The sequence below is a fragment of the Pseudoflavonifractor capillosus genome, from assembly GCF_016899775.1.
GTDB lineage: Bacteria > Bacillota > Clostridia > Oscillospirales > Oscillospiraceae > Lawsonibacter.
Window position 1 is genome coordinate 23,305 of the sequence record NZ_JACJJE010000011.1, and the last position, 15,951, is coordinate 39,255.

At 63.5% G+C, this 15,951-nt stretch carries 15 protein-coding genes and 1 other annotated feature; of the genes, 11 read left to right on the forward strand and 4 right to left on the reverse strand.

Annotated elements, in window-relative coordinates; translation table 11 throughout:
* Nucleotides 1-73 precede the first annotated feature (73 nt).
* The 4 genes from H6B31_RS05075 to H6B31_RS05090 all read left to right on the forward strand — a co-directional run bounded on the left by H6B31_RS05075 (nucleotide 74) and on the right by H6B31_RS05090 (nucleotide 4,540).
* Nucleotides 74-1,039 (forward strand): metal ABC transporter substrate-binding protein, encoded by a 966-nt coding sequence (locus tag H6B31_RS05075; RefSeq protein WP_204897514.1) that lies wholly within the window; start codon nucleotides 74-76, stop codon nucleotides 1,037-1,039.
* The gene (locus H6B31_RS05080) at nucleotides 1,036-1,836 is read left to right on the forward strand and encodes a metal ABC transporter ATP-binding protein (RefSeq protein WP_191342997.1); all 801 of its coding nucleotides are present in this window, start codon (nucleotides 1,036-1,038) and stop codon (nucleotides 1,834-1,836) included. The genes H6B31_RS05075 and H6B31_RS05080 overlap by 4 nt, the downstream gene beginning before the upstream one ends.
* Nucleotide 1,837: 1 nt before the next feature.
* Nucleotides 1,838-2,683, forward strand: a complete 846-nt coding sequence (locus H6B31_RS05085; RefSeq protein WP_204897515.1) for a metal ABC transporter permease — start codon at nucleotides 1,838-1,840, stop codon at nucleotides 2,681-2,683.
* Between the two features lie 330 nt (nucleotides 2,684-3,013).
* On the forward strand, nucleotides 3,014-4,540 hold the full coding sequence (locus tag H6B31_RS05090) for a DUF3794 and LysM peptidoglycan-binding domain-containing protein (protein WP_204897516.1): 1,527 nt from the start codon (nucleotides 3,014-3,016) through the stop codon (nucleotides 4,538-4,540).
* An 809-nt stretch (nucleotides 4,541-5,349) separates the two neighbouring features.
* On the opposite strand, the gene leuA is transcribed toward H6B31_RS05090, so the two are convergent.
* The 4 genes from leuA to H6B31_RS05110 all read right to left on the reverse strand — a co-directional run bounded on the left by leuA (nucleotide 5,350) and on the right by H6B31_RS05110 (nucleotide 10,615).
* Nucleotides 5,350-7,035 (reverse strand): 2-isopropylmalate synthase, encoded by a 1,686-nt coding sequence (gene leuA / locus H6B31_RS05095; protein WP_204897517.1) that lies wholly within the window; start codon nucleotides 7,033-7,035, stop codon nucleotides 5,350-5,352.
* An 84-nt stretch (nucleotides 7,036-7,119) separates the two neighbouring features.
* Nucleotides 7,120-7,362, reverse strand: a binding site (T-box leader).
* A 33-nt stretch (nucleotides 7,363-7,395) separates the two neighbouring features.
* On the reverse strand, nucleotides 7,396-8,235 hold the full coding sequence (locus H6B31_RS05100; protein ID WP_204897518.1) for a mechanosensitive ion channel family protein: 840 nt from the start codon (nucleotides 8,233-8,235) through the stop codon (nucleotides 7,396-7,398).
* Between the two features lie 81 nt (nucleotides 8,236-8,316).
* Nucleotides 8,317-8,700, reverse strand: coding sequence for a metal-dependent transcriptional regulator (locus H6B31_RS05105; protein WP_204897519.1), 384 nt, complete (start codon nucleotides 8,698-8,700; stop codon nucleotides 8,317-8,319).
* Nucleotides 8,701-9,715: 1,015 nt separating this feature from the next.
* Nucleotides 9,716-10,615, reverse strand: a complete 900-nt coding sequence (locus tag H6B31_RS05110) for a DMT family transporter (RefSeq protein WP_204897520.1) — start codon at nucleotides 10,613-10,615, stop codon at nucleotides 9,716-9,718.
* An 89-nt stretch (nucleotides 10,616-10,704) separates the two neighbouring features.
* On the opposite strand from H6B31_RS05110, the gene H6B31_RS05115 reads away from it, so the two are divergent.
* The 7 genes from H6B31_RS05115 (at nucleotide 10,705) to H6B31_RS05145 (ending at nucleotide 15,859) form a co-directional block, all read left to right on the forward strand.
* Nucleotides 10,705-11,322 (forward strand): DNA-3-methyladenine glycosylase, encoded by a 618-nt coding sequence (locus tag H6B31_RS05115; RefSeq protein ID WP_243418857.1) that lies wholly within the window; start codon nucleotides 10,705-10,707, stop codon nucleotides 11,320-11,322.
* Complete coding sequence (locus tag H6B31_RS05120) at nucleotides 11,309-12,001, forward strand: HAD family hydrolase (protein ID WP_204897521.1); 693 nt, start codon at nucleotides 11,309-11,311, stop codon at nucleotides 11,999-12,001. Before H6B31_RS05115 ends, H6B31_RS05120 begins: the two co-directional genes overlap by 14 nt.
* 152 nt (nucleotides 12,002-12,153) lie before the next feature.
* Entirely contained in the window at nucleotides 12,154-12,495 is a 342-nt protein-coding gene (gene rplS / locus H6B31_RS05125; RefSeq protein WP_204897522.1) for a 50S ribosomal protein L19, read from the forward strand.
* Nucleotides 12,496-12,584: 89 nt separating this feature from the next.
* Nucleotides 12,585-12,950, forward strand: coding sequence for a DUF4180 domain-containing protein (locus H6B31_RS05130; protein WP_204897523.1), 366 nt, complete (start codon nucleotides 12,585-12,587; stop codon nucleotides 12,948-12,950).
* A 32-nt stretch (nucleotides 12,951-12,982) separates the two neighbouring features.
* Nucleotides 12,983-13,858, forward strand: a complete 876-nt coding sequence (gene ylqF, locus H6B31_RS05135; RefSeq protein WP_204897524.1) for a ribosome biogenesis GTPase YlqF — start codon at nucleotides 12,983-12,985, stop codon at nucleotides 13,856-13,858.
* A 1,027-nt stretch (nucleotides 13,859-14,885) separates the two neighbouring features.
* Nucleotides 14,886-15,494: a ribonuclease HII gene (gene rnhB / locus H6B31_RS05140; RefSeq protein WP_204897525.1), complete on the forward strand. Its 609-nt coding sequence runs from the start codon at nucleotides 14,886-14,888 to the stop codon at nucleotides 15,492-15,494.
* Entirely contained in the window at nucleotides 15,491-15,859 is a 369-nt protein-coding gene (locus H6B31_RS05145; RefSeq protein WP_204897526.1) for a YraN family protein, read from the forward strand. Before rnhB ends, H6B31_RS05145 begins: the two co-directional genes overlap by 4 nt.
* The last annotated feature ends 92 nt before the right edge of the window (nucleotides 15,860-15,951 follow it).

Here is a 15,951-nt window from a genome sequence, read left to right on the forward strand (position 1 = left end):
AAACCCGGGAAAAAAAGATATACTAGGTGGGCTGAACGGCAATGCTCTGAACCGAGGAAAGGAATTTATATCCATGCGCAGACGAAACATACTGGCCCTGCTGCTGGCCCTGACCCTTCTGCTGCCCGGGTGCGGGGGCGCCCGGACCGGGGGAGGGGAGGAGGCCCGGCTGACCATTCTGGCCTCCACCTATCCGGTCTATCTGGCCGCCAGGGCGGTGACGGACGGGGTGGACGGCGTGGCGGTGGAGCGGCTGAACACCGGGGAGGTGTCCTGTCTCCACGACTACACCCTGACAGTCACCGACATGAAGAAGATCGAGACGGCGGACATAATCGCCCTGAACGGGGCGGACCTGGAGGAGTTTATGGAGGACGCCCTGGCCGCCTCCAGCGCCCTGGTCATCGACTGCTCGGAGGGGGTGTCCCTCCTGGAGAACGCCGACCACGTCCACACCGAGGAGGAGGACGGCCACGACCACGGCCACTTCGACCCCCACTACTGGATGGACCCGGACAACATGGCCCAGGTGGTGGAAAATCTGTATGCCGGCCTGAACCAGGCCGACCTGGACCACCAGGAGCAGTACCGGGAGAACGCTATCAATGCCATGACAGATGTCAGCAACTTCGGCGTTATGGCGCGGGAGATTTTGTCCACGGCCCTGGAGGAGAACGGGGTGGAGCTCTCCGGCCTGGTCACCTTCCACGACGGCTTCCGCTACTTCGCCCAGTTCCTGGACGTGCCCCTGCTGGCCTCCATCGAGGAGGAGGAGGGCAGCGAGGCCAGCGCCAAGGAGATCAATGAGATCACAGCCCTTGTAAAGGAGTACAACCTGCCGGTCATCTTTACCGAGGTGAACGGCTCCGACGCCACCGCCCAGGCCATCTCCCGGGAGACCGGCTGCGCCGTGGCCCAGCTCACCATGCTCATGGACGGGCCCGACGGGGGGACTTTGTCCAATGACTACTGCGGCGGCCTGATGGAGAACATCCGGGCCATCGTCAACGGCTTTGCGGGAGAGGAGGTGCTGGCATGAGAAAGATCAAACACGGAAAAATGTCCGGGGGCTGCTCGGATTCCTGCTGTCTGAAGCTGGAGGGGGTGTCCGTCCACATCCAGGGGGAGGACATCCTGGAGGACGTGTCCTTCCACCTCCACTGCGGGGAGATCACCGCCCTCATCGGCCCCAACGGGGCGGGCAAGTCCACCCTGTTCCGCAGCGTTCTGGGCCAGCTCTCCTACCAGGGGAACATTACCTTCTCCCCGGCGGGGGGACCGGCCATCCGCCTGGCGGACGGGACGGTGATGGGGGGGACCCGCCCCCTCATCGGATATGTGCCCCAGTCCCCCAGCTTTGACCGGGGGGACCCCATCTCGGTGCTGGACTTCTTCACCGCCGCCACCTCCAAGTGGCCGGTGTGCCTGCCCATCCCCCAAAAATACCGGGAGCGGTGCCGGATGAGCCTGGAGCGGGTCCACGGGGGGGATCTGCTGGACAAGCCCATGGGGGGCCTGTCCGGGGGACAGCTCCAGCGGGTGCTGCTGGCCCTGGCCCTGGAGCCGGTGCCCCACATCCTCATTCTGGACGAGCCCCTGTCCGGGGTGGACATTGAGGGGGAGCACCAGCTGCTGGAGATGCTGGACGAGCTGCGAACCGAGTACGACCTGTCCATCCTCCTGTCCACCCACGACTTCGCCACCTTGAACCAGTTTGCGGATAAAGTAATTTTACTGAACAAGCGCATCCTGAAGGTGGGGCCCCCGGACGAGGTCACCGCCTCCCCGGAGTTTTACGAGACCTTCCATCTGCGGATGGGGAAAGGGGGGATGTGAGATGGAACTCTGGTACGCCATTGTGGACCTGCTCCCCTTTGAGTGGGCGGAGCCTGGCTCCATGTACTTTATGAAAAACGCCCTGCTGGCGGTGCTGGTCATCTCGCCCCTGTTCGGCATCCTCTCCACCATGGTGGTCCACAGCCGCATGTCCTTCTTCTCCGACGCCCTGGGCCACTCAGCCTTCACCGGCATGGCCATCGGGGCCCTGTGCGGCTTTGCCGAGCCCACCTGGGCGGCGGTGGTATTCGCGGTGGTGTTCGCCGTCCTCTTCAACGTGGTACGCCGCCGCACCGCCATGGCCAGCGACACGGTGATCGGGGTGTTCTCCTCCACCGCCGTGGCCCTGGGCATCTTCATCTCCACCCTGGGCAGCCGGTCTTTCACCAAGTTCAACTCCCTGCTCATCGGCGATATCTTGTCGGTGGAGCCCTCCAAGATCGGGGTGCTGGCCCTCATTCTGCTGCTGGTGTGCGCCCTGTGGGGGCTCTCCTTCAACCAGCTCATGCTCTCCGCCGTCCACCCGGCCCTGGCGGACAGCCGGGGGGTGCGGGTCTTCTGGCAGGAGACCATTTTCTCCGTGGCCATCGCCGTGGTGGTCACCCTGTCCATGACCTGGATCGGCCTGCTGGTCATCAACTCCCTGCTGGTCCTTCCGGCCGCCGCCGCCCGGAACGTATCCCGGAACCTGTTCCAGTACCATCTGTTCTCCCTGCTGGGGGCGGTGCTGGCGGGGATCGCCGGTCTGATGACCTCCTATTACGTGGGGTCCTCCGCCGGAGCCGCCATCACCCTGTACTTGGCGGTGTGGTTCTTCCTCACCTTCTTCCTGCGGAAGAAGGGGTGATCCTTTTTTGACAAAACGCCTCCGGCATCAGCGGCCGGAGGCGTTTTTGTCTTGTCCCCCGGTGTCAGCCGGTCCCGCCCCGCCATATACTGGGATGTAACGGAGAGGCCCGGGAGGGCGGCTCCGCACATGATCTCACAGAGGGGAGGCGCGTGTTGGTATGGGTATCGTGGTGGTACGTTCCCCCAAATGCCTGCGGGGGCTGCTGCGCAGGCTCTTTGGACTGAAAGGCTGAACCAGACCGGCATACTTCCTCTCCCTTGTACATATAGTGTCCCAAAGCCAAGCCGCGGGGACCGCGGACACGGATGGAAAAGGGAGAGGAACCGTATGGAACTGGAATTTGACCGGGATGTGATCCAAGGCTGCGAGGTGCTGGCGGACGGGACCGTCTGCCAGGAGGAGACGCTGGAGTCCATCGTGCCGGACGCCTGTCCGGACATTTTACGTATCGTGGCGGTGTGCGGACAGGCGGCCCTCAACGGCAAGCAGGCCAAAGAGGGGATGGCCCAGGCCAGCGGGACGGTGCGGGCGGTGATCCTGTACCAGCCCGAGGCGGGGGGAGGGCTGCGCCGCATGGAGGCGGCCCTGCCCTTCACCGCCCAGTTGGAGGCCCCCGGCCTCACGGACCGGGGAACGGTACAGGCCTGCGTCCGCCTGCGGGGGGCGGAGGCCCGGGCCCTGAACCCCCGGAAAGTGCTGCTGCGGGCCGACCTGGCGGTGGACCTGACCGCCTTCCAGCCCAAAGAGCAGGTGTGCTGTCAGGGGGTGCTGGAGCCGGAGGCCAACGGGGTCCAGGAGAAGATCACCGAGGGGGAGACCTACCAGCTCTCCGCCGTCCAGGAGAAGCCCTTCACCTTCTCCGACCAGGTGCGCCTCAACGGCGGCCCGGGGGAGGCGGCCCAGCTGCTGGCCTGCCGGGCGGTGCCCCTGTGTGGGGAGTGCAAGCTCATCGGCACCAAGCTCATTTTCAAAGGGACGGTGGAGCTCCAGCTCCTCATGCAGGAGGCGGGGGGCGGCCTGACCTCCTACCACGAGTCTATGCCCTTCTCTCAGGTGATGGAGGTCCCCGGGGTGGGAGAGAGCGGCGACTGCCGCCTGGCGGTGGAGCTCACCCAGTACAGCTGCGAGCCCTCCGGGGAGGATGGGCGGACCCTGGAGCTCACCGTGGATCTGCTGGCCCAGGCCCAGATCTGGAGCCGCCGGCCGGTGGCTGTCCTACAGGACCTGTACAGCACCGCCTTCCAGACCCAGGTGGAGCGGGAGGAGCAGTCCCTGTGGCAGCTGCTGGAGCTGTCCAGCCGGGTGCAGAACGTGCGGGAGCTCTTTGAGACGGGGACGGCCCCCCGGAGCGTGGTGGACAGCTGGGCCTCCCTGGGGGAGATCCGCCGCAGCCGGGAGGGGGAGGAGCTGGTGCTGGAGGGAGAGGTCCAGGTGACCGTCCTCTATCTGGACGAGGAGGAGACCCCCCAGGTGTTTCAGAAGACCATGGGGGTGGCCTGCCGCCTGGAGGCCCCCGCCGGGGCCCTGTGCCGCTGCCGGATGGTGACGCCGGGGGAGGTCTTTGCCACCCCCGCCGCCGGAGGGGTGGAGGTGCGCTTCAACCTGGAGTTCCAGTGCCTGGTGCTGGAGGAGCGGAAGCTCACCGCCGTGTGCGGAGCCGCACTGGGCGAGCCCCGGACCAGGGGAGAGGGGGATCAGCCCTCGGTGGTCCTCCGCCTGGCCGAGCAAGGAGAGGGCCTGTGGGAGCTGGCCAAGTGCTACGGCACCACCATGGAGCAGATCCTCCAGGCCAACCAGCTGGAGGAGGGGACGCTGCCCACGGGGCGGATGCTGCTCATTCCCAGCGTGAGGTAAAGATTTCTTTTGGGGGTATTGGGGAGTTTCGCCGCCCCGGCGGCGAGTTTCTTTCCCAACGATGGGAAAGAAACCAATGGCCCAGGCCACCCTCTCTTGCCCCTTCGGGGCAATTCACCTTGAGGATCGCCGGGAGACGGCTCCAGATGAGCACTTTGTGCTCATAGTCGCCTCCCCTACCCCCTCTGGCCCTTCGGGCCATCTCCCCCTGACAGGGGGAGTCGGCCCCGGACCCCCATTACGGGGGACGCGTACCTGTGAGATGGAAGAAAATTTCCGGCGCGCAAAATCTGAGTAGCAGTCTAAATTCCTGCCGGGCCACTGGGCCCTGAGTTTGCAAAAATTGCCGCTGGTGCGGTTCCACTTCGGCGCCTGGCTTGGCCGAGCAGGTGTTTGCTGGTCCGTTGTCTGCGGGCCGGTCTGGGACCGGCCCCTACATTAAAAACAGGCGGCTTCCAGATCTGCCGTAGGGGCGGGTGTCCTCACCCGCCCGTCCCGAACCGTGTTTCATTCCTGGGCGGGCCGGCCAGTGTCCGGCCCATACGAAAAAGAAAGAATGTTTCCGGATTCGCCGTAGGGGCGGCTATCAGCCGCCCGCAAGCCTTCCCCTTTAGGGGAAGGTGCCGAGCGAAGCGAGGCGGATGAGGTCTGTAGGGGCGGCACACCGGGCCGCCCGCCCTCGCCCGGCTGTGCCGTCTCCCACGGAACGGGAGAGCGCAAACTCCCCAGAAAAACCGAAAACCCGCGCCGGTCTTCCGAAAAGGGGAGGACGGCGCGGGTCTGTATCTGTGAAAGGACGGGAGAAAACCTTACTTCCGCTTGGAGCGGTTGATGGCGGACAGGATGGCCCGGAGGGGAGCCAGGTTGATATTGTGGGACAGGCCCACGCCCCAGTACTTCTTGCCGTCCCGCTGGTCCTGGAGCAGGATATAGGCCACGCCCTGGGAGTCGGAGCCGTTGGTGATGGCGTGGGACTTGTAGTCCAGGAAGGTGTAGTGGTCCATGCGCTCCCCCTGGATGGCGTGGAAGAAGGCGTCGATGGGGCCGTTGCCCTCGCCGGACACGTCGAAGATGGTGTCCGTGTGCTGGAGAGTGCCCTGGAAGGCCACGTGGGAGTGGCCCTCAGCGTCAATGGTCTCGGTGAAAGCGTGCTTGAGCAGCTTGTAGGGCTCCTTGGCCTCGATATACTCCTGATGGAACAGCTCGTTAATGCGCTCGGGGCTGATCTCGGTGCCCACCTTGTCGGTCTCCACCTGGACGATGTGGCCGAACTCCGGGTGCATGGTCTTGGGCAGGTCGTAGCCGAAATTGTGTTCCATGATATAGGCGGCGCCGCCCTTGCCGGACTGGGAGTTGATGCGGATGATGGGCTCGTACTCCCGGCCCACGTCGGCGGGGTCGATGGGCAGATAGGGGATCTCCCAGAAGTCGGAATTGGACTCCTTCATATACTGGCTGCCCTTGTTGATGGCGTCCTGGTGGCTGCCGGAGAAGGCGGTGAATACCAGCTTGCCGGCATAGGGCTGCCGGTCGCCCACGGGCATTTTGGTGGTGCGCTCGAACATCTCCTTGATCTTGTTCATGTCGGAGAAGTCCAGCTCCGGGTCCACCCCCTGGGTGTACATGTTCATGGCCAGGGTGACGATGTCCACGTTGCCGGTGCGCTCGCCGTTGCCGAACAGGGTGGCCTCCACCCGGTCGGCCCCGGCCAGCAGGCCCATCTCGGCGGTGGCCACGCCGGTGCCCCGGTCGTTGTGGGGGTGGAGGGAGATGATGGCGCTCTCCCGCCCCGGCAGCTTGCGGATGAAGTACTCCAGCATGTCGGCGAACTGGTTGGGCATGCAGTTCTCCACGGTAGTGGGCAGGTTCAGGATGACCTTGTTTTCCGGGGTGGCGTGGAGGTGGTCCAGCACCGCCTGGCAGATCTCCACGGCATAGTCCATCTCGGTGCCCATGAAGGACTCGGGGGAGTACTCGAAGCGCAGGTTCATGCCCTCGTCGATGAGGGGCTTGGACATCTCATAGATGAGGTCGGCGGCGTCGGTGGCGATTTTGGTGATGCCGTCGGTGTCCATGTGGAAGACCACCTTCCGCTGGAGGGTGGAGGTGGAGTTGTAGAAGTGGAGAATGACGTTCTTGGCGCCCTTGATGGCCTCGAAGGTCTTTTTGATCAGATGCTCCCGGGCCTGGACCAGCACCTGGATGGTCACGTCGTCGGGGATGTGCCCCCCCTCGATGAGCTCCCGGCAGATCTCATACTCCGTCTCGCTGGCGGAGGGGAAGCCGATCTCGATCTCCTTGATGCCGATGTCCACCAGAGTGTGGAAGTACTCCAGCTTCTCCTGGAGATTCATGGGATCCACCAGGGCCTGGTTGCCGTCCCGCAGGTCCACGGAGCACCAGGTGGGGGCCTTGGTAATCACCTTGTCGGGCCAGGTGCGGCCCACGATCTTCTGGGGCTGGAAGGGGATATACTTTTTGTAGCCTGGATTCATAGGAAAAACCTCCTGCATGATGGTCCCGCGGTTGGGGGCGGGCCGGGTCGCGGGGGCATGAAAAAACGCCCCCGACTTTTTCAAGTCAGGGGCGTGGAATGTTGCTCACGCGGTACCACCCTGGTTCAGCCGCCGGTCACCCGAACGGCCCTCAAAGCCTCCAACAAGGCCGCGGCCAGTAACGAGGCCAACCGTCCCGCCCTACTTATTGTTCAGGCGGACTGCTCAGGGACCAGTTATCCACAGGGCGGCCACGCACCGGTTTGCACCAGCCACCGGCTCTCTGAAGGGGGCGTGCCCTGTCTTTTTTCCCGTCGCTGCATTTGATGTTCTACATTTTAACGAAGGAACGGCGGTTTGTCAAGTGGATTTTTCCGAGGGGTCGGGAATCAGGTGCACATCCATCTGGGGATAGGGCATGGACACCCCCCGGCGCTGGAAGGCGGGGAGGATGGCCTCCAGCAGCTGATAATAGGTATTCCAGTAGTCCCCTGTGGTGGTCCAGGCCCGGATCAGGTAATTGACTCCGCTGTCCCCATATCCGCTCAGGCGGATCTCCGGGGCGGGGTCCTGGAAGATGGCGGGGAACTGGCTTACGGCGTCAGCCAGGGCGGCCTTCACATCCTCCGCCTTGTCCTGGTAGGAGGCGCTGACGGTGATTTCCATGCGCCGCTTGCCCAGGCGGGTGTAGTTGATGATGGTGGCGGAGGAGAGCTGGCTGTTGGGGATGTAGATCTCCTTGTTTTCCACGGTGGTCAGGGTGCTGTAGGACATGCCGATCATGGACACGGTGCCCGACACCGCGCCGATCTCCACATAGTCCCCGATGGTGAAGGGCTTGGACACCAGCAGCATGATGCCCCCGGCCAGGTTGGACAGGGTGTTCTGAAGGGCCAGAGAGACAGCCAGACCGGCCACGCTCAGAAGGGCGATGATAGAGGTGAGCTCCACCCCCATAGACCCCAGGAGCACCAGGGCCAGCAGCAGCCACAGCACAACGGACAGGGCGGAGCGGAGGTACCGGTGAATGGGGGCCAGGGCGGCGTTTCGGGATAAAATGCGCTCCACCGCCCGCTGGATCAGTTTGATGGCCACCACGCCGACGGCCAGCACCAGGACGGCCCGCAGAATGTTGTCCAGGGAGAGGGCCTGGAGATTGAAGCCCCCGGCTGCTTGGGACAGGATCTCGTCTAATGTCATGGAAAGACCTCCGTTTCTGAGGAATGCAGGGTGATAAAACGGCGCGCGGGAGCGGTTCCATCTCTCGCGCGCCAGAACGAATCAGGTAGGATTCTCCTGCGTATATTGATGAACGTGGCGCTTGAGGCACTCAAAGGTCTCGGCGCTGATGTCGTGCTCAATGCGGCAGGCGTCGGCGGCGGCCACCTCCGGGGAGACGCCCAGCATCACCAGCCACTCGCTCAAAAAGCGGTGGCGCTCATAGACCCGCTGGGCCTCGGACTCCCCCTGGGGGGTGAGCTCCAGCCGCCCGTCCTTTTCCATGTTCAGATAGCCGTTGCTCTTCAGAATGGAGACCGCCCGGCTCACCGAGGGCTTGGAGAAGCCCAGATGCTGGGCCACGTCAATGGAGCGCACATTTCCCTTCTGCTGGCGCAGAACCAAAATCGCCTCCAGATAGTCCTCGCCAGATTCGTGCAGTACCATGCTCATACGCTCCTTTGTATCTTGAATTTAGATTGGTTTTTGTAGTATACCATGTTTCCCTGTTTTTTTCAACGCAAAACTAGGGGGTGGTGATTTACGCGCGGGGGATTTCGCCGCCTGCGGGCGGCGAGTTACTTTGCCCATGGCGGCAAAGTAACCAAAACGCCCCCGGGGACGGCTCAGGCGAAGCGCCGGAACGGCGCTTCGATTCGCCTTTCCCCGGACCCCTTTTTACGGGGGACGCCCTCCTGGTTTGTGCTGCCATGGTTCCGGCGCGCAAAATCAGGAGTGCTTGCCTGCGTTTTCTTCCGGCCCCACTGGGGGCCTTGGTGGGCAAAATTTGATTTTGCTGCGGTTTACGGACTGCGCCTGAGTTTGCCGAGCCAACGCTCCCGGTGCGTATTCTGGCGGGAGGCCCAAGGGCCTCCCCTACCCAATTCCGGAAGGTTTTCTTGAGAACCGTATGGGAGGGGCTGAAGGTGAATCGGCCGAAGGCCGAGAGAAGCCACCTTGGGGTGTGTCCCTCCCGCGGGCCGGCCAGTGTCCAGCCCCTACGAAAACAACGCGGCCGCGACCAGATCCGCCGTAGGGGCGGCCCTTGCGGTCGCCTGTACTCCCGGTGCGAATCCTGGCGGGCGCATGCTATGCGCCCCTACTGGTTTCCGGTGGACTGTAGGGGCGGCTATCAGCCGCCCGTCCGAGCCTTTCCCCTCCAAGGGGGAAGGACGATTCCCACTATCAGGGGGAAATGTCCCGAAGGGACAAAAGGGGTAGGGGGGGCACGGCGAAGCCGTGACGGATGAGGGTGCTCTCTTGGACCGCAATCCATATTCCAACGGGCGGGCGGGTGAGGGCACCCGCCCCTACGGCGAAAGCCGCACCGTAGCTGTTGATTCGGCAGAGCCAGGTGCGGTTGTGGAGCCGCAGCAGCGGCAATTTTTGCAAACCCAGGGCCCAGCGGCCCGGATGGAACCGCAGAAAGTCACTCGCCGCCGGGGCGGCGAAACTCCTCCCGTTAAACAGAAACCGAGTTCTTCTTCCGCAGAAAGGAAAATTTCGTCTCCGAGCACAGCACCGCAATGAAGATCAGGCCAAATCCCACCAGCAGCCGGGGGCTCACCGGGTCGCCGTAGAACAGCACCGAGAACAGCACCCCGAACACCGACTCCAGGGAGAGAATCACCGAGGCGGAGGAGGGCTCCGACCACACCTGGCCCACGTTCTGGCACAGGAGGGCTACGGTGGTGGCCATGACGCACAGATAGGCCAGGGGCCAGAGCACCCCGGGCTGTGTGAAGATCCCGGCGGGGAAGGGCTGGAACAGCAGGCCGCAGACGAGGGAGAGCAGAGCGGTGGAGGCAAACTGGATCGTGGTAAGCAAGTAGATATCCTTGCCGCCGGACAGGCGGTTCACCGCCACAATGTGCAGGGCGTAAAACAGGGCGCTGAACAGGCTCAGGCCGTCCCCCCAGGTGACGGTGAGGTCCCCGGACAGGGAGACCAGTCCCACCCCGGTGATGCACAGAAAGGCGGCCAGCAGGTTATACTGGTCGGGCCGCCGGTGAAACACCCGCCAGGCCAGAAAGGGAACCAGCACGCAGTAGGTGGCGGTGAGGAAGGCGTTCTTGGAGGGGGTGGTCCCGGTCAGGCCGAAGGTCTGGGTAGTGTAGGCGATAAAGAGAAATACCCCGAAGAGCCCGCCCCGCCACAGGTAGTCCCAGGTGAAGTGGGTCCGCCACTTCTTCCAGCAGAACAGCCCCAGCAGCACCGCGCCGGTGGTGAACCGAAAGACCAGCAGCCAGAAGGGGGGCACCGTGTCCAAAGTGTTCTTCATAATAAAGAAGGAGGTGCCCCAGATAAAGGCGGCCAGAAACAGCAGGGGCTTAGCCAGACGGCGCATCACGGCCTCAGACATGGAAAAAACGCTCCTCTCATTTTATTTGCGCAGCGGGCAGATTCATGGTAAGATAGGCGGGACCAAAGACAGAGACAGGAGGAAGACGCATGGAGATCCTGCCCAGAGATTTTTATGACCGGGACACCCTCACCGTGGCCCGGGAGCTGCTGGGGTGCTATCTGGTCCGGGAGTGGGAGGGGAAGAAACTGGCGGTCCGGATCACTGAGACCGAGGCCTATATCGGCCGGATGGACAAGGCCTGCCACGCCTATCAGTATAAGCGCACGCCCCGGACGGAGACCCTCTTCTCCAAGCCGGGCGTCTCCTACATCTATCTCATCTACGGCATGTACCACTGCCTCAACTTTATCACCGAGCGGGAGGGGGAGCCCTGCGGCGTACTCATCCGGGGGGCTGTCCCGGTTGACAATAAGGATAGCATAGCAGAAAACCGCTTTGGCTGCAAGGCCTCCCAGCTCACCGCCTACCAGAAAAAGCACTTTCTGGACGGACCGGGAAAACTCTGTAAAGGGTTAGCACTTACCAGGGCGGAGAACGCCCTGCCCCTGGACCGGCCGCCCCTGTATGTGTGCCGGGGACCGGTCCCCCAGGAGATTCACACAGGCAAGCGCATCGGCATCGACTACGCCCAGGAGGCCATCGACTTTCCCTGGCGGTTCTGGTTCACGCCCCGGGAGGAGGAGGGGGAGCATGGTCTTTTTTGATCTGGACGGCACCCTGCTGGACTCCAACGGGATCTGGCTGGACATCGACATCGCGTTTCTGGGGCGGCATGGGATCTCCCCCGTTCCGGAGGACTACACCTGGTATGTGACCCACCACAGCGCCCCAGACTCCGCCCGGTACACCCGGGAGCGGTTCGGGCTGGCTGAGACGGCGGAGGAGATTCAGGGGGCCTGGCTGGACATGGCCCGGGAGGCCTACGCCGGGCAGCTGGCCCTCAAGCCCGGGGTGCGCGCCTTCCTGGAGCAGTGCCGGGAGCATGGAGTCCCCATGGCGGTGCTCACCTCCTGCATCCCGGAGCTGTGCCGGGCCGCCCTGGCGCACCACGGGATTTTGGACTGGTTCCAGGGGGTGGTGTATGCCCAGGAGACCGGGATCGGGAAGGGGGAGCCGGAGCTGTACCGTCTGGCGGCGGAGCGGTGGGGGAGGGCGCCGGAGAAGTGCATCCTGTTTGAAGACTCCCCGGGCTACTGCGCCGCCGCCCGGGAGGCGGGCTTTTTCGTGGCCGGGGTGCGGGACCCCCTGTACGCCGGCCGGGAGGAGGAAATTCAGGCCCTGTGCTGCGGCTGGGTGGACGACTTCCGCCAGGTGCCGGAGCCCCTTCTGAAGCGCGTCTTGGGGACGGGTGGGCAGCCAGCCGGGAGAGGTTCGAAACAGTGAAACAGGGTCGGAAAAAATACTTGCAATTTCCAGAGATCTGTGATAACATCTTTTAGTCTGAAATAACGGGTGGTCCTCTGCGGCCGCCGCGCCGGTTTTGGAGCGCGGCAGGATGGCTGGCATGAACGCCTATACAACAGGAGGAAATTGACATGGATCTGATGAAGGCTTTTACTGAGAAGTACACCAAGGAGGAGCCCCCGGTTGTCCAGGTGGGCGACACCGTCCGGGTGCACCTGAAGGTTAAGGAAGGCAACCGCGAGCGTATCCAGGTGTTCGAGGGCACCGTCATTGCCAAGAAGCACGGCGGCATTGAGGAGACCTTCACCGTCCGCCGCATCTCCTACGGCGTCGGTGTGGAGAAGGTGTTCCCCCTCCACGCTCCCTCCATCGAGAAGGTGGAAGTGGTGCGGCACGGCAAGGTGCGCCGCGCCAAGCTGTACTACCTGCGCGGTCGCGTGGGCAAGGCGGCCAAGATCAAGGAGGCCCTTTGATCCAGAGAAAAAAAGGAGCGGTTTCGGACCGCTCCTTTTTTCGTATCAAGACAGCCTAGCCGTCCAAGCGGCGGAAGGGAGGAGAGCGCATGTTTGAGACGGTCACAAAAAATGGCCGGGTGCTGGCCTTGATTCCGGCGGACCGGACCATCCCGGATGGGGACGCGGCGCTGGAGCTGGCGGTCTCCGCCCGGTATGAGACGGACAGCACCCGGCTGGTCATCCCCAAGGAGTGCTTTCCGCCGGAGTTCTTTTGGCTGAGCACCGGGCTAGCCGGGGAAATTTTGCAGAAGTGGACCAACTATGGGTTTCGGGCGGCCATCTTCGGAGATTTCTCAGCGTACACCGAAGTCAGCAAATCCCTGCGGGATTTTATCTATGAGTGCAATCGGGGGACCGCGGTCTTTTTCGTTCCCACTCGGCAGGAGGCGGAGGAGCGTCTGAGCCAGGTGTAGGGGAGAGACACGGTCCGGAAAGGAGCGCTGCAATGAATATTCAATGGTATCCGGGACATATGACCAAGACCCGGCGGCAGATCGAGGCCGACCTGAAACACGTGGACATCGTGGTGGAGATCATCGACGCCCGCATCCCCGTGTCCAGCCGCAACCCGGACATCGACTCCATCACGGCCGGAAAGCCCCGGCTGGTGGTGCTCAACCGGGCGGACCAGGCCGACCCGGCGGGAAACAAGGCCTGGGGGACCTGGCTGAGGCAGAAGGGGTTCTCTGTGCTGGAGACCGACGCCAAGACGGGCTCCGGCGTGGGACAGTTTCCCAACGTAGTCCGGGGTGTGCTGAAGGACCAGATTGCCCGCTGGCAGGAGAAGGGGTTAGTCGGCCGCCCGGTGCGGGCCATGGTGGTGGGGGTGCCCAACGTGGGCAAGTCCACCTTTATCAATAAGGTGGCCAAGCGCAAGTCCGCCAAGGCCAGCGACCGCCCCGGCGTCACCCGGGGCAAGCAGTGGGTCACCGTGGACCGGGGGCTGGAGCTGCTGGACACCCCGGGTATTCTGTGGCCCAAGTTTGAGGATGTGCAGACCGGCCTCCACCTGGCCTTCACCGGGGCGGTGAAGGACGAGATCATGGACGTGGAGACTCTGGGCTGCCACCTAATGGCCTTTCTGGGCGAGCGCTACCCGTCCGCCCTCCAGGCCTATAAGCTGACGGAGATCCCTGCCCGGGAGGACGGGGAGGAGACGGTGGCCTACGGGTACCGGATTCTGGAGCTGGCCGCCGGAAAGCGTGGCATGCGCATCTCCGGGGGAGAGTTTGACACCGAGCGGATGGCGAGGGTCCTGCTGGATGAGTTCCGAGGGGGAAAATTAGGGAAGTTTACCTTGGAGCTGCCGGGGGAAGATTGATTTTTTACGGGGGGGGAGTTTCGCCGCCCCGGCGGCGGGACAGGGTTCCGCCCTGCGGGGCGGGTTCCTTTTCCACGTGGAAAAGGAACCAAAAGACGCTATGGGGTGGGCGCAATCGGCAGGATCGGCAAAGCCGCTCCTGCCTCCATGCCGCCCTCCCCCTAGAACCCCCATTACGGGGGACGCGTACCTGCGAGGTTGAGCAAAATTTCCGGCGCGCAAAATCTGAGCGGCTTTCTGCGGTTCCATCCGGGCCACTGGGCCCTGGGTATGCAAAAATTGCCGCTGCTGCGGCTCCACAACCGCGCCTGGCTCTGCCGAATCAACGGCTACGGTGTGGTTTTCGCCGTAGGGGCGGGTGCCCTCACCCGCCCGCCCCGAAATGTTCCGTTTCACCCGTAGGGGCGGCCACACGGGGTCGCCCCTACGGCGGATCTGGTCGCGGCCGCGTTGTTTTCGTAGGGGCTGGACACTGGCCGGCCCGCGGGAGGGAAACATCCCAGGGAGGCTTCTCTCAGCCTTCGGCCGATTCACCTTCAGCCCCTCCCCCTGCGGTTCTCAAGAAAACCTTCCGAAATTGAGTAGGGGAGGCCCTTGGGCCTCCCGTTAGAATACGCACCGGGAGCGTTGGCTCGGCAAACTCAGGCGCAGGCCGTAAACCGCAGCAAAATCAAAATTTTGCCCACCCAGGCCCCCAGTGGGGCCGGAAGAAAACGCAGGCAAGCACTCCTGATTTTGCGCGCCGGAACCATGGCAGCACAAACCAGGAGGGCGTCCCCCGTAAAAAGGGGTCCGGGGAAAGCGGTCCTATGGACCTAGGCGGAGCATAGCGGAGCCGTAGTCCATTGGCCGCGTCCCCGGGGGCGTTTTGGTTACTTTGCCGCCATGGGCAAAGTAACTCGCCGCCCGCAGGCGGCGAAACTCCCCTGCGAAATTGGAAAATGCTGGACGGGCGGTGAGGACACCGCCCCTACAAGAGGAAAAATAAGAGAGTTGGCGAAACCTCCCGCGAAAGAAGGAAACCTCCATGAACGATCTATGGCAATATGAGAAAGAAGCCCTGGCCGCCGGCCATACATACATCTGCGGCTGCGACGAGGCGGGGGCCGGCCCTCTGGCGGGCCCGGTGTACGCCGCGGCGGTGATCCTGCCCCTGGGGGTGGAGATCGACGGCCTCAACGACTCCAAGAAGCTGACCGAGAAGAAGCGGGAGGCCCTGTTCCCCGTCATCCAGGAGAAGGCCACCGCCTGGGCGGTGGCCTGGGTGGACGCCCGGGAGATCGACGAGACCGACATTTTAAGCGCCCGCATGAAGGCCATGCAGCTGGCCATAGAACAGTTGGAGCCCGGGGCGGACTTTGCCCTCATCGACGGCAACCGGGACCACGGGCGGAGCGCCGCCATCCTTACCCCCCACCGCTGTCTTATAAAGGGGGATAGCCTGTCGGCCTCCATCGCGGCGGCCTCCATCCTGGCCAAGGTGAGCCGGGACCGGTGGATGGTGAAGGCGGCGGAGGAGTACCCGGAGTACCAGTTCCAGAAGCACAAGGGCTATGGGACCAAGCTTCACTATGAGATGCTCCGGACCTACGGCCCCAGCCCCATCCACCGCCGGTCCTTCCTGAAAAACCTATGAGCGGGGAGGAGAGCCGCCGCCTGGGGCGCTGGGGAGAAGACCTGGCGGCGGAGTTTTTGGAGCAGCAGGGCTATCGGATCGTGGACCGGAACTGGAAGTGCCGCTTCGGGGAGCTGGACCTGGTGGCGGAGGGCGGCGGCTTTCTCTGCTTCGTGGAGGTGAAGCTGCGCCGCTCGAACCGCTTCGGCACGGGGGCGGAGCAGGTGGACCGGCGCAAGCGGGAGAAGCTGCGGACCGCCGCGGAGCTCTATCTCCAGACGCATCCCGCCGTTCTCCAGCCCCGGTTTGACGTGATCGAGGTGCTGGCCCCCAATGGGTTGGGGACCAAAAATCCCAAAATACGACATATTGAGGGGGCGTTTTGAGAAAAAACCGCCTCCGAGGAGGCGAATTGTGCCGCCTGGGGTTGACCTGTTCCGGAAAAAATGGCATAATACAACACTAGGGGATCTTGATA